Annotated in this window: 11 protein-coding genes and 2 pseudogenes; 8 read left to right on the top strand and 5 right to left on the bottom strand. The window is 63.3% G+C overall.

Going from position 1 to position 13,163, the window contains the following annotated elements; all coding sequences use genetic code 11:
• Positions 1–164: 164 nt before the first annotated feature.
• The 3 genes from AB4118_RS29020 to AB4118_RS29010 form a co-directional block, all read right to left on the bottom strand.
• Positions 165–566: a RidA family protein gene (locus tag AB4118_RS29020; RefSeq protein ID WP_441493015.1), complete on the bottom strand. Its 402-nt coding sequence runs from the start codon at positions 564–566 to the stop codon at positions 165–167.
• Between the two features lie 91 nt (positions 567–657).
• On the bottom strand, positions 658–1,626 hold the full coding sequence (locus AB4118_RS29015) for a quinone oxidoreductase family protein (protein WP_441493014.1): 969 nt from the start codon (positions 1,624–1,626) through the stop codon (positions 658–660).
• Positions 1,627–1,678: 52 nt separating this feature from the next.
• A complete protein-coding gene (locus tag AB4118_RS29010) occupies positions 1,679–2,515 on the bottom strand; it encodes an alpha/beta fold hydrolase (RefSeq protein ID WP_441493034.1) in 837 nt (278 codons plus the stop codon).
• Positions 2,516–2,842: 327 nt separating this feature from the next.
• Here AB4118_RS29010 and AB4118_RS29005 point away from each other — a divergent pair, with 327 nt between their 5' ends.
• Positions 2,843–3,736, top strand: a complete 894-nt coding sequence (locus tag AB4118_RS29005; protein WP_441493013.1) for a LysR family transcriptional regulator — start codon at positions 2,843–2,845, stop codon at positions 3,734–3,736.
• Positions 3,737–4,042: 306 nt separating this feature from the next.
• A complete protein-coding gene (locus tag AB4118_RS29000) occupies positions 4,043–4,393 on the top strand; it encodes an ethanolamine utilization protein (RefSeq protein ID WP_441493012.1) in 351 nt (116 codons plus the stop codon).
• A 478-nt stretch (positions 4,394–4,871) separates the two neighbouring features.
• On the opposite strand, the gene AB4118_RS28995 is transcribed toward AB4118_RS29000, so the two are convergent.
• Positions 4,872–5,807, bottom strand: coding sequence for an AraC family transcriptional regulator (locus AB4118_RS28995; protein ID WP_441493011.1), 936 nt, complete (start codon positions 5,805–5,807; stop codon positions 4,872–4,874).
• A 98-nt stretch (positions 5,808–5,905) separates the two neighbouring features.
• Between AB4118_RS28995 and AB4118_RS28990 the strand changes: the two genes are divergently transcribed.
• Together AB4118_RS28990 and AB4118_RS28985 are read left to right on the top strand one after the other, a co-directional pair.
• Positions 5,906–6,664, top strand: a complete 759-nt coding sequence (locus AB4118_RS28990; RefSeq protein WP_441493010.1) for an SDR family oxidoreductase — start codon at positions 5,906–5,908, stop codon at positions 6,662–6,664.
• 89 nt (positions 6,665–6,753) lie between these two features.
• Positions 6,754–7,516: pseudogene (locus tag AB4118_RS28985) on the top strand (IS5 family transposase).
• 90 nt (positions 7,517–7,606) lie between these two features.
• Here the strand turns inward: AB4118_RS28985 and AB4118_RS28980 are convergent.
• Positions 7,607–7,848 (bottom strand): annotated as a pseudogene (locus AB4118_RS28980) (LysR family transcriptional regulator); the annotation flags it as partial.
• Between the two features lie 116 nt (positions 7,849–7,964).
• Here AB4118_RS28980 and AB4118_RS28975 point away from each other — a divergent pair.
• The 4 genes from AB4118_RS28975 (at position 7,965) to AB4118_RS28960 (ending at position 13,062) form a co-directional block, all read left to right on the top strand.
• Entirely contained in the window at positions 7,965–8,618 is a 654-nt protein-coding gene (locus AB4118_RS28975; RefSeq protein ID WP_441481323.1) for a hydrolase, read from the top strand.
• A 149-nt stretch (positions 8,619–8,767) separates the two neighbouring features.
• A complete protein-coding gene (locus tag AB4118_RS28970) occupies positions 8,768–10,171 on the top strand; it encodes an alginate export family protein (RefSeq protein ID WP_441493009.1) in 1,404 nt (467 codons plus the stop codon).
• 63 nt (positions 10,172–10,234) lie between these two features.
• Positions 10,235–11,287 carry an Atu2307/SP_0267 family LLM class monooxygenase gene (locus AB4118_RS28965; protein ID WP_441493008.1) on the top strand — a complete coding sequence of 351 codons (1,053 nt, stop codon included), beginning with the start codon at positions 10,235–10,237 and terminating at the stop codon, positions 11,285–11,287.
• The gene (locus AB4118_RS28960) at positions 11,287–13,062 is read left to right on the top strand and encodes a monovalent cation:proton antiporter-2 (CPA2) family protein (RefSeq protein ID WP_441493007.1); all 1,776 of its coding nucleotides are present in this window, start codon (positions 11,287–11,289) and stop codon (positions 13,060–13,062) included. Before AB4118_RS28965 ends, AB4118_RS28960 begins: the two co-directional genes overlap by 1 nt.
• The last annotated feature ends 101 nt before the right edge of the window (positions 13,063–13,163 follow it).

The raw sequence follows: 13,163 nt of genomic DNA, 5'->3' as shown, positions 1-13,163 counted from the left end.
TCGTCGCCGAGCGTTCTAATAGCCACCTGATGGGGCGACCATCGTATTCACCTCTTCACGGGGAGAGTACGGTTGTCTGCATGCGACTCAACTGAGCAAGACGCTACTCGCTAGCAGGCCAGCGAAGGCGCCGTTTCGCCAGAAGGGACAATAGCGGAAGCCGCTCAATCGATGATGGCGGTGACGCGGATCTCGAAGCGCATCTGCGGCAGGCCCAAGGCCTCGACCCCGACCTGTGTCCAGACCGGCGCGTGGTTTGGCATATACTGGCGGTACAGTTTCACGATCGTTTCGTTCACGACCGGCGGAAAGCCGCCGACATGATAGGTGTTGACGTGGATCACATGCGTCCACGTCGCGCCGGCCGCCGCCAGAACGCGCTCGATATTGGCAAAGGCAGCGGCGATCTCATCCTCGATGGCCTCCGGAATTTGCAGATCATCATTCCAACCACCCTGGCCGGACGTCTCCACCCGGCTCCCGATCTTGACGGCTGTCGAGAAATGCAAGGCTTGGCGGAAGCGTTCGCCAAAGCCCGATGTGACGATGAATTCGGGCTTGCTCATCTTTTCTTTCTCCTGGCCGGATCCTGGCCGATTTCCTTGTTTGTCTGGTTCGCTGTTTCGGCCGGCATGGTGATCATCTGACCGATGATGCTCATTGCCGGGTTGGGACGAGGACGACGCGCCCGAGGATGGAATTGCTTTGGGCATAAGCGTGAGCCTCAGCAGCGGCCGTGAGCGGAAACGTCTTGTCCACGATCACCTTGAGATGCCCAGTCGCCGCCTGCTGCAGCATGTGGGAAACAGTGCTGTAGACTTCCGGCTTTCCGAATTGCGTTCCCATGAATACGCCGAAAAGCGACCGGTTCGCCTGCAGCGCGGGCCAAAGATCAATGGTGAGCTGCGAACCGCCGGCGTTGCCAACGAAGACCAAACGTCCCTCGGGGCGGAGCGCCGCTAGGGAAGTTTGCAAGGTGGTTCCTACCGGGTCCACCACAAGATCCGCGCCACGACCGTCAGTCAGACGCATAACCGTATCGACGACGTCAACAGAACGATGATCGATCGCATGATCGAGGCCAAGCCCGGCAAGGCGTTCGGCCCGCGCCCCCCCGGAGACAGTTGCCAGCACAGTCGCGCCTGCCTGATGCGCAAGCTGGATGGCGGCGAGCCCAACGCCTCCGGCGCCTGCCTGGATGAGGACAGTCTCGCCATGTTTCAAACCACCCCGTGCGAATAGGCAGTGATGAGCTGTCCCGAAGGCGATCGGCAGCGCAGCGGCGGCGGCCATGTCGAGTCCCTCCGGCATAGGCCAAGTCCGGCTGGCGGCGACGGCGCGCAGTTCCGCGTGCGACCCGGCGAGATCGAAGCTCGTCACCTTCTGGCCCACATGGCGATCCGCTACGTTCTCTCCTCCCGCGACGATTGTTCCAGCGGCCGCATAGCCGACGACGAAGGCTGGATGGGGTGGCGACGTAGATGCGCGATTGATCAGGTCGCCGCCCTCGATCGCGGCAGCCTCGACGCGGATCAGGACCCCGTCGCTTCGGCAAACTGGATCGGGGACATCCGCGTAGCGAAGGACATCCGGCGGGCCCGGGTGATCGTAGATGGCTGCTTTCATGATTCCCTCACGCCGCAGTCACTCACTTGGGAGGACTGCGCCCGCAGCTACGTCAGTTCGTGACGAACTTCAGAAGGTCGGCGTTCAGCACATCAGCATTCACCGTCAGCATCCCGTGCGAGAAACCGGGATAGGTCTTCAACGAGCCGTTCGGCAGCAGCTTGACCGCCTTCAAACCCGATGCGGCGATCGGAACGATTTGATCGTCTTCGCCGTGCATCACCAGCGTCGGCACAGTGATCGCCTGGAGGTCCTCGGTCTGGTTGGTCTCCGAGAAGGCCTTGATCCCGTCGTAGTGCGCCTTGGCGCTGCCTGTCATGCCCTGCCGCCACCAGTTCTGGATCACACCTTCATGGACCGTCGCGCCCGCGCGGTTGAAGCCGTAGAACGGGCCTGACGGAACGTCGCGGAAGAATTGCGCGCGGTTGCTGGCCAGTGCCGTCCGAAAGCCATCGAAAACCGCCATCGGCGTGCCTTCGGGGTTGTCGCCGGTTTTCAGCATGAGCGGTGGAATGGCGGCGACGAAAACGGCCTTGGTCACCCGACCTGCAGGTCCACCATGTCGCGCCACGTACCGCGCTACTTCGCCACCACCGGTGGAATGGCCAATGTGAACCGCGTTCTTCAAGTCCAGCGTCTTGGCGACCGCAAACGCGTCGGCCGCGTAGCGATCGATGTCGTGACCATCGGGGACCTGCTCCGAGCGTCCGTGGCCGCGCCTGTCATGCGCCACGACACGATATCCCCTCGACAGGAAGAACAGCATCTGCGCGTCCCAGTCATCGGAGCTGAGCGGCCAGCCATGATGGAAAACGATCGGCTGGGCGTCCTTGGAGCCCCAGTCCTTGTAGAAAATCTGAACGTCGTCGTCGGGCGTGACAAAGCCCATGGCATCTTTCCCTTCTTGAACATTGTGGGTGGTGGGCCCTGCCGCGCATGCGGGGCTCCTCAGAAAGGTGAAGCTCACGGTGAGCGCCGAGGCCAGGACCAGGGCATCGCGGCGACTGAGCGGCATCGAGGAGTCTCCGCGAGTTATTCAAAAGGCGGCGCGTGGGATCTTACGTCGCCGATGAGTGGTCTGTGACGGCGGGTAGATCGAGCCGCGCCGAGGTATGCGCCAGGGGGGTGACGCTGTCCGACGCAACTTGCCGTTCCTTGCGATGATGAGGTAGTGCCATACTCAGGCACACTGTGTCGCGAAACCAGGAACGCCGAATTGGACATCGAAGATTTACAGACATTCGTCGCAGTGGCCGATGCCGGGGGGGTATCGGCGGCCGCGCGACGGCTCGGCATCGCAAAATCGATCGTCAGTCGTCGGCTCCTCCGCATCGAGGCAGAAATCGGCGTTCAGCTTCTTGCGCGCACGACGCGGGGCGCCGCTCTTACAGAAGCGGGAGCGACCTTCAGGGATCATGCGGCCCGAGCCAGCGCCGAGATCGATACGGCAAGGGAAGCGATCCTCCCCACCGGCGAGTTGCGCGGTCGCCTGCGGGTCGCCATGCCGCTGACTTTCGGCCCGACCCACTTCGCTCCCGTGCTCGCGGAAATGGCGCGCCAGCATCCGCAGCTCAATGTCCATACTGCCTACAGCGATCGCTTCGTCGATCTGATCGCCGAAGGTTTCGATTGCGCGATCCGGGGCGCCTACCTTCCTGACTCCAATCTGATCGCGAAGCGCGTCGGGCCGATCCGAGGGAAGCTTGTCGCGAGCCCCGATTATATCAAAGCATACGGGGCGCCTGAGTCTCTGGACGAGCTCGTTACCCATCAGGCCCTTATGCAGGGAACGGAAACCTGGCAGTTTCTGGATGGCGACAAGATCGTCTCGGTTCAGCCGCAGGGCAGGTTCAAGGCCGACAGCGCCACAGCGCTCGCCGCGGCGGCGGCGGCGGGTCTCGGCATCGCCTGGCTCCCCGATTGCATCACATATGGACATGTGGCCTCCGGCGCGCTGGTGCCAATCATGACACGCTATCCGGTACCTCCGGGGGCCGCCTATGTGGTCCGCCCGCCGGGTCAGCACCCCACGCGAAAAGTGCGGGTGCTCACCGAAATGCTGATTGAGTACTTTGCACGAAATCCGGACGTTTGGGGGCTCGACCGCTAGAGCACGCACAGACGGATGCCTTATCGAAAAAACTTGGACGGGCGATCTGCTGTGAACCGCCGAGCTCGGCGACACTGCCGGCACGTTCCCCTTACTGCGACACAGCTCGACGTTTACGGGGCTATTTCGGTGGCCGGTTGCGCGCCACTCTCAACATTCCGGACTGACCGGCGCCCATGACGCAATCGCCGGACAAGGCTCGGGCGGTCAAGGACGACATGAACAAGACCGTGCTGAAGACTTCGCGTAGGCACGCAGGAGTTCAGGCCAGCCACTCGACCACATCGGCTAGAAGGAGCTGATCCCATGAAGGTTCGTAAGTTCACCATTACCGACGCAGTGCTGGAGCGCTCCCCGGGACAGGACGGGGACGTGTTTGTGGGCAATCTGGTCGACCAGCGGCATGGCTCCCCGATCACCATCGGCTATGGACGCTATGGGCCGAACCAGACACTCGACGAGACAATGGCCGTCGATGATGTGATGGTCGTCCTCGAGGGGCGGCTGTCGGTGTCGGGAAACTCAGGCAGCGTCACCGCAGGGCCGGGCGAGATCGTCCATATGCCGAAGGGCCAGAAGGTCACGATCCGCTCGCACGAGCAAGGGGCGCTCACCGCCTATGTCACTTATCCCCACTGGCAGGAGGCCCCCGAGTAAGTCCTCCAGGCAACGGCGGCTCGATGTCCGCGCGTTTCATGCATGACGCGCAATCCGGCCTCCTCCGGCGTCGGGCTCGCACGACTTTGCGCCTTGGCGCGCAGGGGTTTCCATGGCCTTTGTTGGCCAGCGCAATAGCGAGCTCGTCTTGATCGCCGCCTTGCCCACCGGCGTTATTGCAGTAGCCAAGAAGGCCGTGCCTCCGGTAGACCTTTGTGACGGGTACCGTCGCGAGCACGACGCATGGGCCGGCCTCTTTCAGCTACCCGCGGCCGAAAAAATGATCCGTGGCGGGCTCGAGGCGGGGCACAGACCAGGGATGGCGAGCGTAATCTGGAAGGCTTGCTGCGGGCGTTGGAGATCTAGGTCGTGAACCCATTGATTAGGATTTTTCAAGATTGATGGTTAGCTCCCGGTCCGCTTCCGCGAAAGAAGCTCGCCGAAGCGGTCGTTCGATCATTGCGTCACGCTGGACACTTTACACCAGAACTGAAGCTGTGCTTGCGGCGCTATCCGCGATGGCGCGCTCGTGCTGGCGAGCATAGGTCGTCGGGGAAATACCCACTTGGCGCGCGAACGCGACGCTGAACGTGCTAGAAGAACTGTAGCCGACACGCCGCGCGACTTCACCCACGCTGACGCTGTCGCCGCGTAATAAGTCCTTGGCAATCGCCATGCGCCAGCCAAGTAGATACTCCATCGGAGCAACGCCGACTTCCCGACGAAACCGTTCGAAGAAGGTGGAACGCGACAGCGCAGCCTCCTTTGCCAGATCACCAATCGTCCAAGAGCGGGTCGGCTCGCCATGCATCCGGCGCAGCGCCGCCGCCAACCTCTCGTCCGCAAGCCCGCGCAGCAGCCCGGGCGCGGCAGTCGGACCCGTCGTTGCGCGAAACGCTTCGATCAGTAGCACCTCCAGAAGGCGCGCAAGCACTACATCGCGGCCAGGCCGGCCGGCGCGGGCTTCTTCGCTCAGCAGCTCGACCAGAGTCGTCAGCCGCCGCTCGCCGCGCACGACCACCAGTTTGGGCAACAGGGAAACCAGCAGCGCCGTGTCGTCCGACCTGAACGTGCAATGGCCAACCAGCAGCCGCGTGTCGGGTACGCCGGGGTCTCCAAGGTGGAAGACGCCCGGGCGGAGCTCAGCCGGTTCGGTCAAGCGTCCGCCCGGCGGCGGTGTCAGGCTGACCATCGTGAAATCATGCGCTGCGGGAATCAGGACGAAATCGCCCCTGCACAGCCTTACCGGCACACACCCGGTGATCGACATCTCACAGTCGCCGTCAAGCACGGCGGCATAAAAGGGCTGTGTACCGGGCGGGCGTACGGCCCAGCGGCCGGTTGCAGTGACCAGCTTGGAGAAGGACGCGCTGGGCTGGAGCAAGCCAATCATTTGGGCGAGCGGATCGTTCAAGGTCGGACTATCTCGAATGATGTACGGACTCCTGAACGTAGCGCGTCCGGCGATGGCGATCTATGCCTCTGCCATCACCTCAAGGAGCTAATTCCCCCATGAATACCGTCCTCATCACTGGCTGCTCGACCGGCTTCGGCCGCGAGACCGCCGCCCATTTCCTCGCCCAAGGCTGGAGTGTCGTGGCGACGATGCGTGATCCCTCGGCAAGCACCTTGCCAGCGTCAGACCGTCTACGCGTGCTGGCGCTAGACGTAACCGCTGCGGACAGCATTGCGGCCGCGATGGCCGAGGCTGGCGCGATCGACGTGCTAGTCAACAATGCCGGCATCGGTTGGCTCAACGCCGTGGAGGGCACCTCGATGGAGACGGTACGCCGGGTTTTTGAGACCAATACGTTTTCAACGGTGGCGATGATGCAGGCGGTGCTGCCCGGCATGCGCGAGCGGAAGGCTGGCGTGATCGTCAACGTCAGCTCCAGCACGACCATCAAGCCGCTGCCGCTTCTGTCGATCTACCGCGCCAGCAAGGCGGCAGTTAACGCGCTGACCGAGTGTGCGGCGCTGGAGCTCGCGGAGTTCGGCATCCGGGCGCGGGTGGTCGTGCCCGGCGCAGCGCCCGGGACCAGCTTCGGCAGCACCGCGCGGGCGCAGATCGCGGCGAGCGGCGGCTTCCCCGGCGCCTATGCCGGCTTCGTTCAACAGACAATGGGTGGCATGCGGCAGCATGCCGCGAGCGGTGAGGTGACGACGGCGCAGGACGTCGCCGAGGCGGTTTTCCGCGCGGCGACCGATCCCGACTGCCCGATGATCCTGCCGGCCGGTGCCGACGCGATCGGCTGGTCGGAAGGCCGCTAGAGTTGCTTTTGGGCGCGGCACGCACGCGCCCAAACACCAAAGTTGGGCGATTTGCCGGCAGGCGACCTTTAGATCATTCCGACGTCGACATGAGCAGATATGACATGACTGACTTCGAATGGCGATCGAACCGCTCTTGCCAACAAGCCGCGAGGTGTTCCTCGCGTCGATGACCGTCGCGTGTTGAACAGCATTTTCTGGGTACGCGATCCGGTGCGCCCTGGCGAGACCTGCCAGAGAGCTATGGCCCACGCACCATCTGCTACAATCGCTTCGTGCGATGGCGAAAGGCGGGCGCTTGGGATCGACTGTTGAAAGCTATCAGTGCTGCGCACTACGGCACTATTCAGATGATCGACAGCACTTCCATCCGGGCGCACCAGCAGGCCGCGACAGCAAAAAGCGGAGGCGCTGATCACTGTCTCGGCAGATCGCGTGGCGGGCTTACAACCAAAATCCACGTCGTTGTCGACACGCAAGGCCTTCCAATCAGGCTCGGTCTAACCGCCGGACAGATTCACGACGGCCAGATCGTCGATACCCTGCTCGACCACCTCGACCCACGGACAATCGTATTGGCGGATAAGGCCTACGATGCCGATCGCATCCGGGAGTTGATCCAGAATCAAGGTGGCCACGCCCAACATTCCGCCAAAGAAAAACCGCTGCTGGAAACCATCCTTCAGCAAGCGCCTCTACCGCGAGCGCAACTTGATCGAGCGCTTCTTCTCCAAGCTGAAGCATTTCCGCCGGGTCGCCACCCGTTACGACAAGCTCGTCGCTAACTTCCTCGCCATGGTCCATCTCGCTTCAATGCGGCTCTGGCTCCGTGTTTATGAGTCTACCGCCTAGTCTCCTCTCTGAGCGAAGAGGTCCCAGGAGTCTGAGATTCTCAAGGCAACCTGCCTTGGCTTCGTCGATGCCCCGTCTGCTAAAATGCAAGGGCAGATCGGTTCTCTTGGTTCCCGCCACGTCGATCTCGCTGCAGGCTCTGGCTGCGTAGTCTCGAAACAAGACCCCGGCTTCGATGAGGGCGGCGCCGCAGCCGTTCGCGCGACAAGCTCAACGCCAAGTTCCACTTCAAGGCTGAGGAGCCGGCGAGTGACGATGGACTTGGAGTGGCCGAGCCGACGTACGTCCGCCAACGTCGTCAGATCGTCGATATCCCACGCGGTGTTCCCCATTCTGCGACACAGTTTTACGGATCACGCAGCTACCGTCACTTCTCCAAAAGCGGCAATACAAGACATCGTTTCCGAAGTTTAGATTTCCCGGAAATTGAAAAGAGAAGAGGATAGTCATGACATTTCGCAATGGCCTTAAGTCACTCCTTCGTCCTGAGGATTCGGTTCTTGTCCTGATCGACCACCAGCCCTACCAGCTGGCAAACCTAAACAGCCACGACCCTCATATGGTCGTCAACAATACGACGGCTCTTGCGAAGCTAGCAAAAGCCTTCAATGTTCCGACCATTCTCACCAGCGTGATCGCGGCGCGCGGTGGACTTCTCTTTAAGCAGATCACCGACGTATTTCCGGGCCAGGAAGTCATCGATCGCACCTGGGTGAACACCTGGCAGGACGAGAATGTGGTGAGCGTCGTCAAGGCGACTGGCCGCAAGCAGCTGATCATCGCCGGCCTGTGGACCGAGGTCTGCGTCGCAATGCCTGTCATCCAGGCCGCCGGCGAAGGCTGGGACGTGACCGTGATTACCGACGCGTCAGGCGGCATTTCAAAGGAATCTCACGAAGTTGCCATCCAGCGAATGATCGCGGCCGGCGCGAACGTGATGACCGTGATGGCGCTCGCTGGCGAATGGCAACGCGATTGGGCGCGCACCGAGCATGTCGAGGAGCTGACCGAGATTCTGATCCAGCACTTCGGCGGCAGCGGCATCGCGTATCTTTGGGAGCAGCAGTTGCTCAACACGCCGGTGCCGAAAGCGGCCGGCTGATCGAAGCGGGATGACGAGAATCCTGCGCGATGCATTCCGCTGGAACTGAATGCTTGTCGGGATCCGTCATCCCATCTCAACGCTCGGCCGGGAGTGGGCACGCCCAGCAACAATCGCGTCGCTCCAGCGGGAGCGGCTGGCGACTGCGGGTGACGTCGATCCGGGGCTTCGTCGTCGCGATTATCGTCGGTGCTACACAGGTCGAGGCACAGGCACAGGTCGGGACCGATATCGGCCGCGCGCCGACCTTGACGATCGAGCGTTACCCCGAAAGCTGGTCTTATCTGGCAGACCCCGCCCGGCGGACAGGGCGGTGGACGGAGCCGTTCAAATACATCCCTTTGAGCACGGATGGATCGACCTATCTCACGACAGGCCTCGAAGTCCGATCGCGCTACGAAGGCTATGCCAATGTTCGCTGGGGTGAAGCGCCGGACGACGGCTATGTCTGGCATCGCTTCATGCCCTATGCCGATTTCCATGTGGGAAAGCTGCGCCTGTTCGCTCAGCCTATCGTCTCCGGGATCTCGGGTGTCCGCCGCGCGAAGCGGCCCGTCGATACGACCGGTGCGGATATGCTGCAGGCATTCGTCGAGGTGGAGACGGTTGTCGCGGAGGCGACCTCGCTGCGGACGTCGGCAGGTCGCAAGCTGATCTCGCTGGGCGCGGGACGCTTCGTCGACACGCGCTACGGTCCCAATATCCCTCAGGCCTTCGACGGCTTCGACATGTCTCTGACGGGCAAGGCCTGGCGGGTGACGGCGCTCTATTTCCGCCCGGTCGACAACAGGCTGGACGATTTCGACGATCGGACATCGACCCAGAAGACCCTCTGGGGCGCCTATGCGACGCGGTGGTTTGGAGATAGTCGGGCGAACGGCTTCGACGTCTATTATTTGGGGCTGCGTGACCGAAATGCGGTCTACGATCAGGGCGCCGGTAGAGAGCTGGTCCATACAATTGGAACCCGCATATTCGGAGATACCGGCAGCACATACTGGAACCTCGAGGCCGCCGTTCAGAACGGAACGTTCGCGGGCCACCGGAGGGCGGCATGGGGAATCGGCGGCGAGATCGGCTATCGCTTTGCCCGGACTCCGCTGCAGCCAGACATCAGGCTCGCCGCTGATGTGATTTCGGGCGACGACGATCTGGACGATCCAAGACTGGGAACGCTCAATCCCCTCTTTCCAAGGGGCAAGTACTTTGTGTCCCAGTCACCGATCGGGCCGCGCAACCTGATGCAGCTTCGGCCTTCCCTTACGATCCATCCGCGCAAGGATGTCGAGCTGTCGCTGTCGGGTTCGGCCTATTGGCGACAGAGCACCGACGACGGCATCTACGCGATCTCGGGCGCCCTCGTGCGCAGCGGCAGGGACAGCGATGCGCGCTTCATCGGAACACAGGCCGAGATCGCCGTCGCCTGGCAGGCCTCGCCGGAGCTCAACCTGGCGGCCTCGGTAGGCGTCTTCGATCCGGGAACGTTCATTCGGGAGACCGGCCCGGCTCACGTCATCAAGCTAATCGGCGTCATGGCGAACTATCGGTTCTGACCATGCGCTGCTCTCGAACCCATATTCCCACGCCGCGCCGCTGAATGAGCTGAAGGATCACCTATGGAAATCGGAATCGACAGTTTTGCGGCGATCCTCCCCGATCCGGCGACGGGCAAGTCTCCCTCGCCGACCGATCGCATGGCCGATCTCCTCGATGAGATCGAGGTCGCCGACCAGGCCGGGCTCGATGTCTTCGGCATCGGCGAGCACCATCGCGCCGAATTCCTCGATTCTGCGCCGGCGATCATCTTGGCCGCGGCCGCGGCCCGCACCCGCAAGATCCGACTGACGAGCGCCGTTACGGTGCTGAGCGCCGCCGACCCGGTCCGGATCTTCCAGGAATTCGCGACGCTGGACCTGATCGCCAGCGGGCGGGCCGAGATGGTCGTCGGCCGCGGCTCGTTCGGCGAGGCTTATGCGCTGTTCGGCGCGGACCCGCGGGATTATGACGAGCTCTTCGCGGAGAAGCTCGGCCTGCTCCTGCGGCTCAACGAGACGACCTATCCGATCTGGAAGGGTCGCTTCCGCGCGCCACTGGAGGGACAGGGCGTCTATCCGCGTCCCCACCAGCCGCGCCTGCCGCTCTGGATCGGCGTCGGGGGCACACCGCAATCCTTCGCTCGCGCCGGCACGCTCGGGCTGCCGCTGATGGTGGCGATCATCGGTGGCACCTTCGAGCGCTTCCGGCCGCTCGTCGATCTCTATCGCGAGGCCGGCACGAGTGCCGGGCATAGCCCTGACAAGCTCAAGGTGGGCGTCCATGCGATGGGCTTTGTTGGCGAGATCGACATGGCGGCCAGGGAGGCGTTCTTCCCCGGTTGGGCGCATCTGACGGAAAAGATCGGCCGCGAGCGCGGCTGGCCGCCGCCGTCGCGCCAGCAGTTCGACGCCATGGCGGGTCCGGAAGGCGCGTTCCTGATCGGCGATCCGGCGACGGTCGCAGCCAAGATGCTTCAGGCGAGCGAGGTGCTGGGCGGTGTTTCGCGCATCACCTTCCAGATGAGCACCGCCTCGCTCGAAACGGCGGCGATGAAGCGTTCGATCGAACTTCTGGGCACTGAAGTTGCGCCGATCGTCCGGGCGGCCGCGCACGAAACCGAGAAGGCGACCTGATGGCTGAAGCGAGCTTGGGGCAGACGATCGCTCCTGCGATTGTCCTGATGGGAGCGGCCGTGGTTGCCGTGCCGCTGTTCCGACGGCTCGGCCTCGGATCGGTCCTCGGTTACTTCGCCGCCGGCGTGCTGGTGGGCCCATCGGTGCTCCGCCTGTTCACCGATGCCCAGTCCATCCTGCATTTCTCGGAGCTCGGGGTGGTGATGTTCCTGTTCGTGATCGGACTGGAGCTGCGCCCGCCCAAGCTCTGGGCCATGCGTGGCCAGATCTTCGGGCTGGGGCTTGCCCAGGTCGCCGGGGCGATCGCGGTCCTCGCGCTGACGGGCGCGGTGGTGTTCGGGCTGTCCGGTCCTGTCGCCTTCATCGCCGGGGCGGGCTTCGTCCTGTCCTCGACCGCTGTCATCATGTCGGTGCTGCAGGACCGCGGCGAGATGTCGAGCGCGGAGGGCCAGAAATCGGTCGCGATCCTCCTGTTCGAGGATCTGATGATCGTGCCACTTCTGGCGGTGGTCGCCTTTCTGTCGCCCCTCTCAGACGGCCAAGCGGGATGGACCGGCATTCTGGTGGCATCGGCAGCATTGTCTGTGCTCCTGGCGGTGTCGCGCTGGGGTCTGAACCCGTTCTTCGCCCTGTTGGCGCGGGCGCGGACACGCGAGGTCTTGACGGCGGGCGCGCTGTTGGTGGTCCTCGGCGCGGCACTGCTCATGGAGGTCGCCGGGCTCTCCATGGCGATGGGCGCTTTCCTCGCCGGGGTGATGCTGTCGAGTTCGAGCTATCGGCACCAGATCGAAAGCGACATCGAGCCGTTCCGTGGCCTGCTCATGGGGCTGTTCTTCCTGGCCGTCGGCATGTCGCTCGACCTTTCCGTCGTCGCGGCCGAATGGCGGCTTCTGCTGTCCATGCTGGTCGCCTTCACGGTCGCGAAGGGGGCCGTCGTCTATGCGGTCGCGCGGCTGTTCGGCGGCTCCAGCCGCCAGGCATTGCACCGAACTTCGATGTTCCTGCAGGGCGGCGAGTTCGCCTTCGTGCTCTACGCCGCGGCAACGTCCGGCGGCGTGATCGATGCACGCGAGAACGCGCTGTTCTCCACGGTCGTGATCCTCTCCATGGCCCTGACCCCGCTGCTCATGATCGCGACTGACAAGCTGCTTCGTGCGCACGCATCGATGGACGGCGTCGACGTCGCCCGCGACCTGAAGGGGCGGGTCCTCCTCATCGGCTTCGGCCGCTTCGGCCAGATCGCATCGCAGGCTCTGCTGTCCAGGGGCGTCGACCTTGCCGTCATCGACAAGGACGCCGACCGGATCCGCGACGCGGGACGATACGGATTCAAGGTCTTTTTCGGGGACGGCGCCCGGCTCGACGTCCTGCGCCACTCCGGCGCGGGACAGGCCGATGCGATGATGATCTGCATCGATGACCCGAAAGCAGCGGTGCAGATCGTGGAACTGGCGCAGCACGAATTTCCTCAGGCCACGCTCCTGGTGCGCAGCTACGACCGTGGCCATGCCGTGGACCTGATCCGCGCCGGTGTCGACTATCAGATCCGCGAGACGGTTGAGTCCGCCTACCTGATGGGGGCGGAGGGCCTTCGGACGCTGGGCTTTGCCGAGGTCGACATCGAGGAAGCCGCCGAGGACATCCGCCGGCGCGATACGGAGAGGCTGGCCGAGCAGGTTCAGGGTAACGCCATGTCGGGCAGCGACAGGTTGCTCCTCCAGCCCGTCCCGGAACCGCTAAGTGGAACGTCGGGTCAAAGTGGCCCTCACCGCTGACGAACTCCACGACATGCCGGATCCGACGGGAGCGTGTCGGCTCGCCTCGGCGCTGACCGCGCTATCAACAAGAGCAAGGAGGTCGAAAACATCGGAGCTCG

This window comes from Allobosea sp. 2RAB26 (assembly GCF_052115465.1).
GTDB lineage: Bacteria > Pseudomonadota > Alphaproteobacteria > Rhizobiales > Beijerinckiaceae > Allobosea.
The sequence above is the reverse complement of the archived record's forward strand: the minus strand, read 5'-3'. Positions and strand labels throughout refer to the sequence as shown.

Excerpts from the sequence above, each read along its gene's own strand:
- AB4118_RS29020 (WP_441493015.1), bottom strand. The coding sequence starts at position 566 with ATGAGCAAGCCCGAATTCATCGTCACATCGGGCTTTGGCGAACGCTTC.
- AB4118_RS29015 (WP_441493014.1), bottom strand. The coding sequence starts at position 1,626 with ATGAAAGCAGCCATCTACGATCACCCGGGCCCGCCGGATGTCCTTCGC.
- AB4118_RS29010 (WP_441493034.1), bottom strand. The coding sequence starts at position 2,515 with ATGGGCTTTGTCACGCCCGACGACGACGTTCAGATTTTCTACAAGGAC.
- AB4118_RS29000 (WP_441493012.1), top strand. The coding sequence starts at position 4,043 with ATGAAGGTTCGTAAGTTCACCATTACCGACGCAGTGCTGGAGCGCTCC.
- AB4118_RS28990 (WP_441493010.1), top strand. The coding sequence starts at position 5,906 with ATGAATACCGTCCTCATCACTGGCTGCTCGACCGGCTTCGGCCGCGAG.
- AB4118_RS28975 (WP_441481323.1), top strand. The coding sequence starts at position 7,965 with ATGACATTTCGCAATGGCCTTAAGTCACTCCTTCGTCCTGAGGATTCG.
- AB4118_RS28965 (WP_441493008.1), top strand. The coding sequence starts at position 10,235 with ATGGAAATCGGAATCGACAGTTTTGCGGCGATCCTCCCCGATCCGGCG.
- AB4118_RS28960 (WP_441493007.1), top strand. The coding sequence starts at position 11,287 with ATGGCTGAAGCGAGCTTGGGGCAGACGATCGCTCCTGCGATTGTCCTG.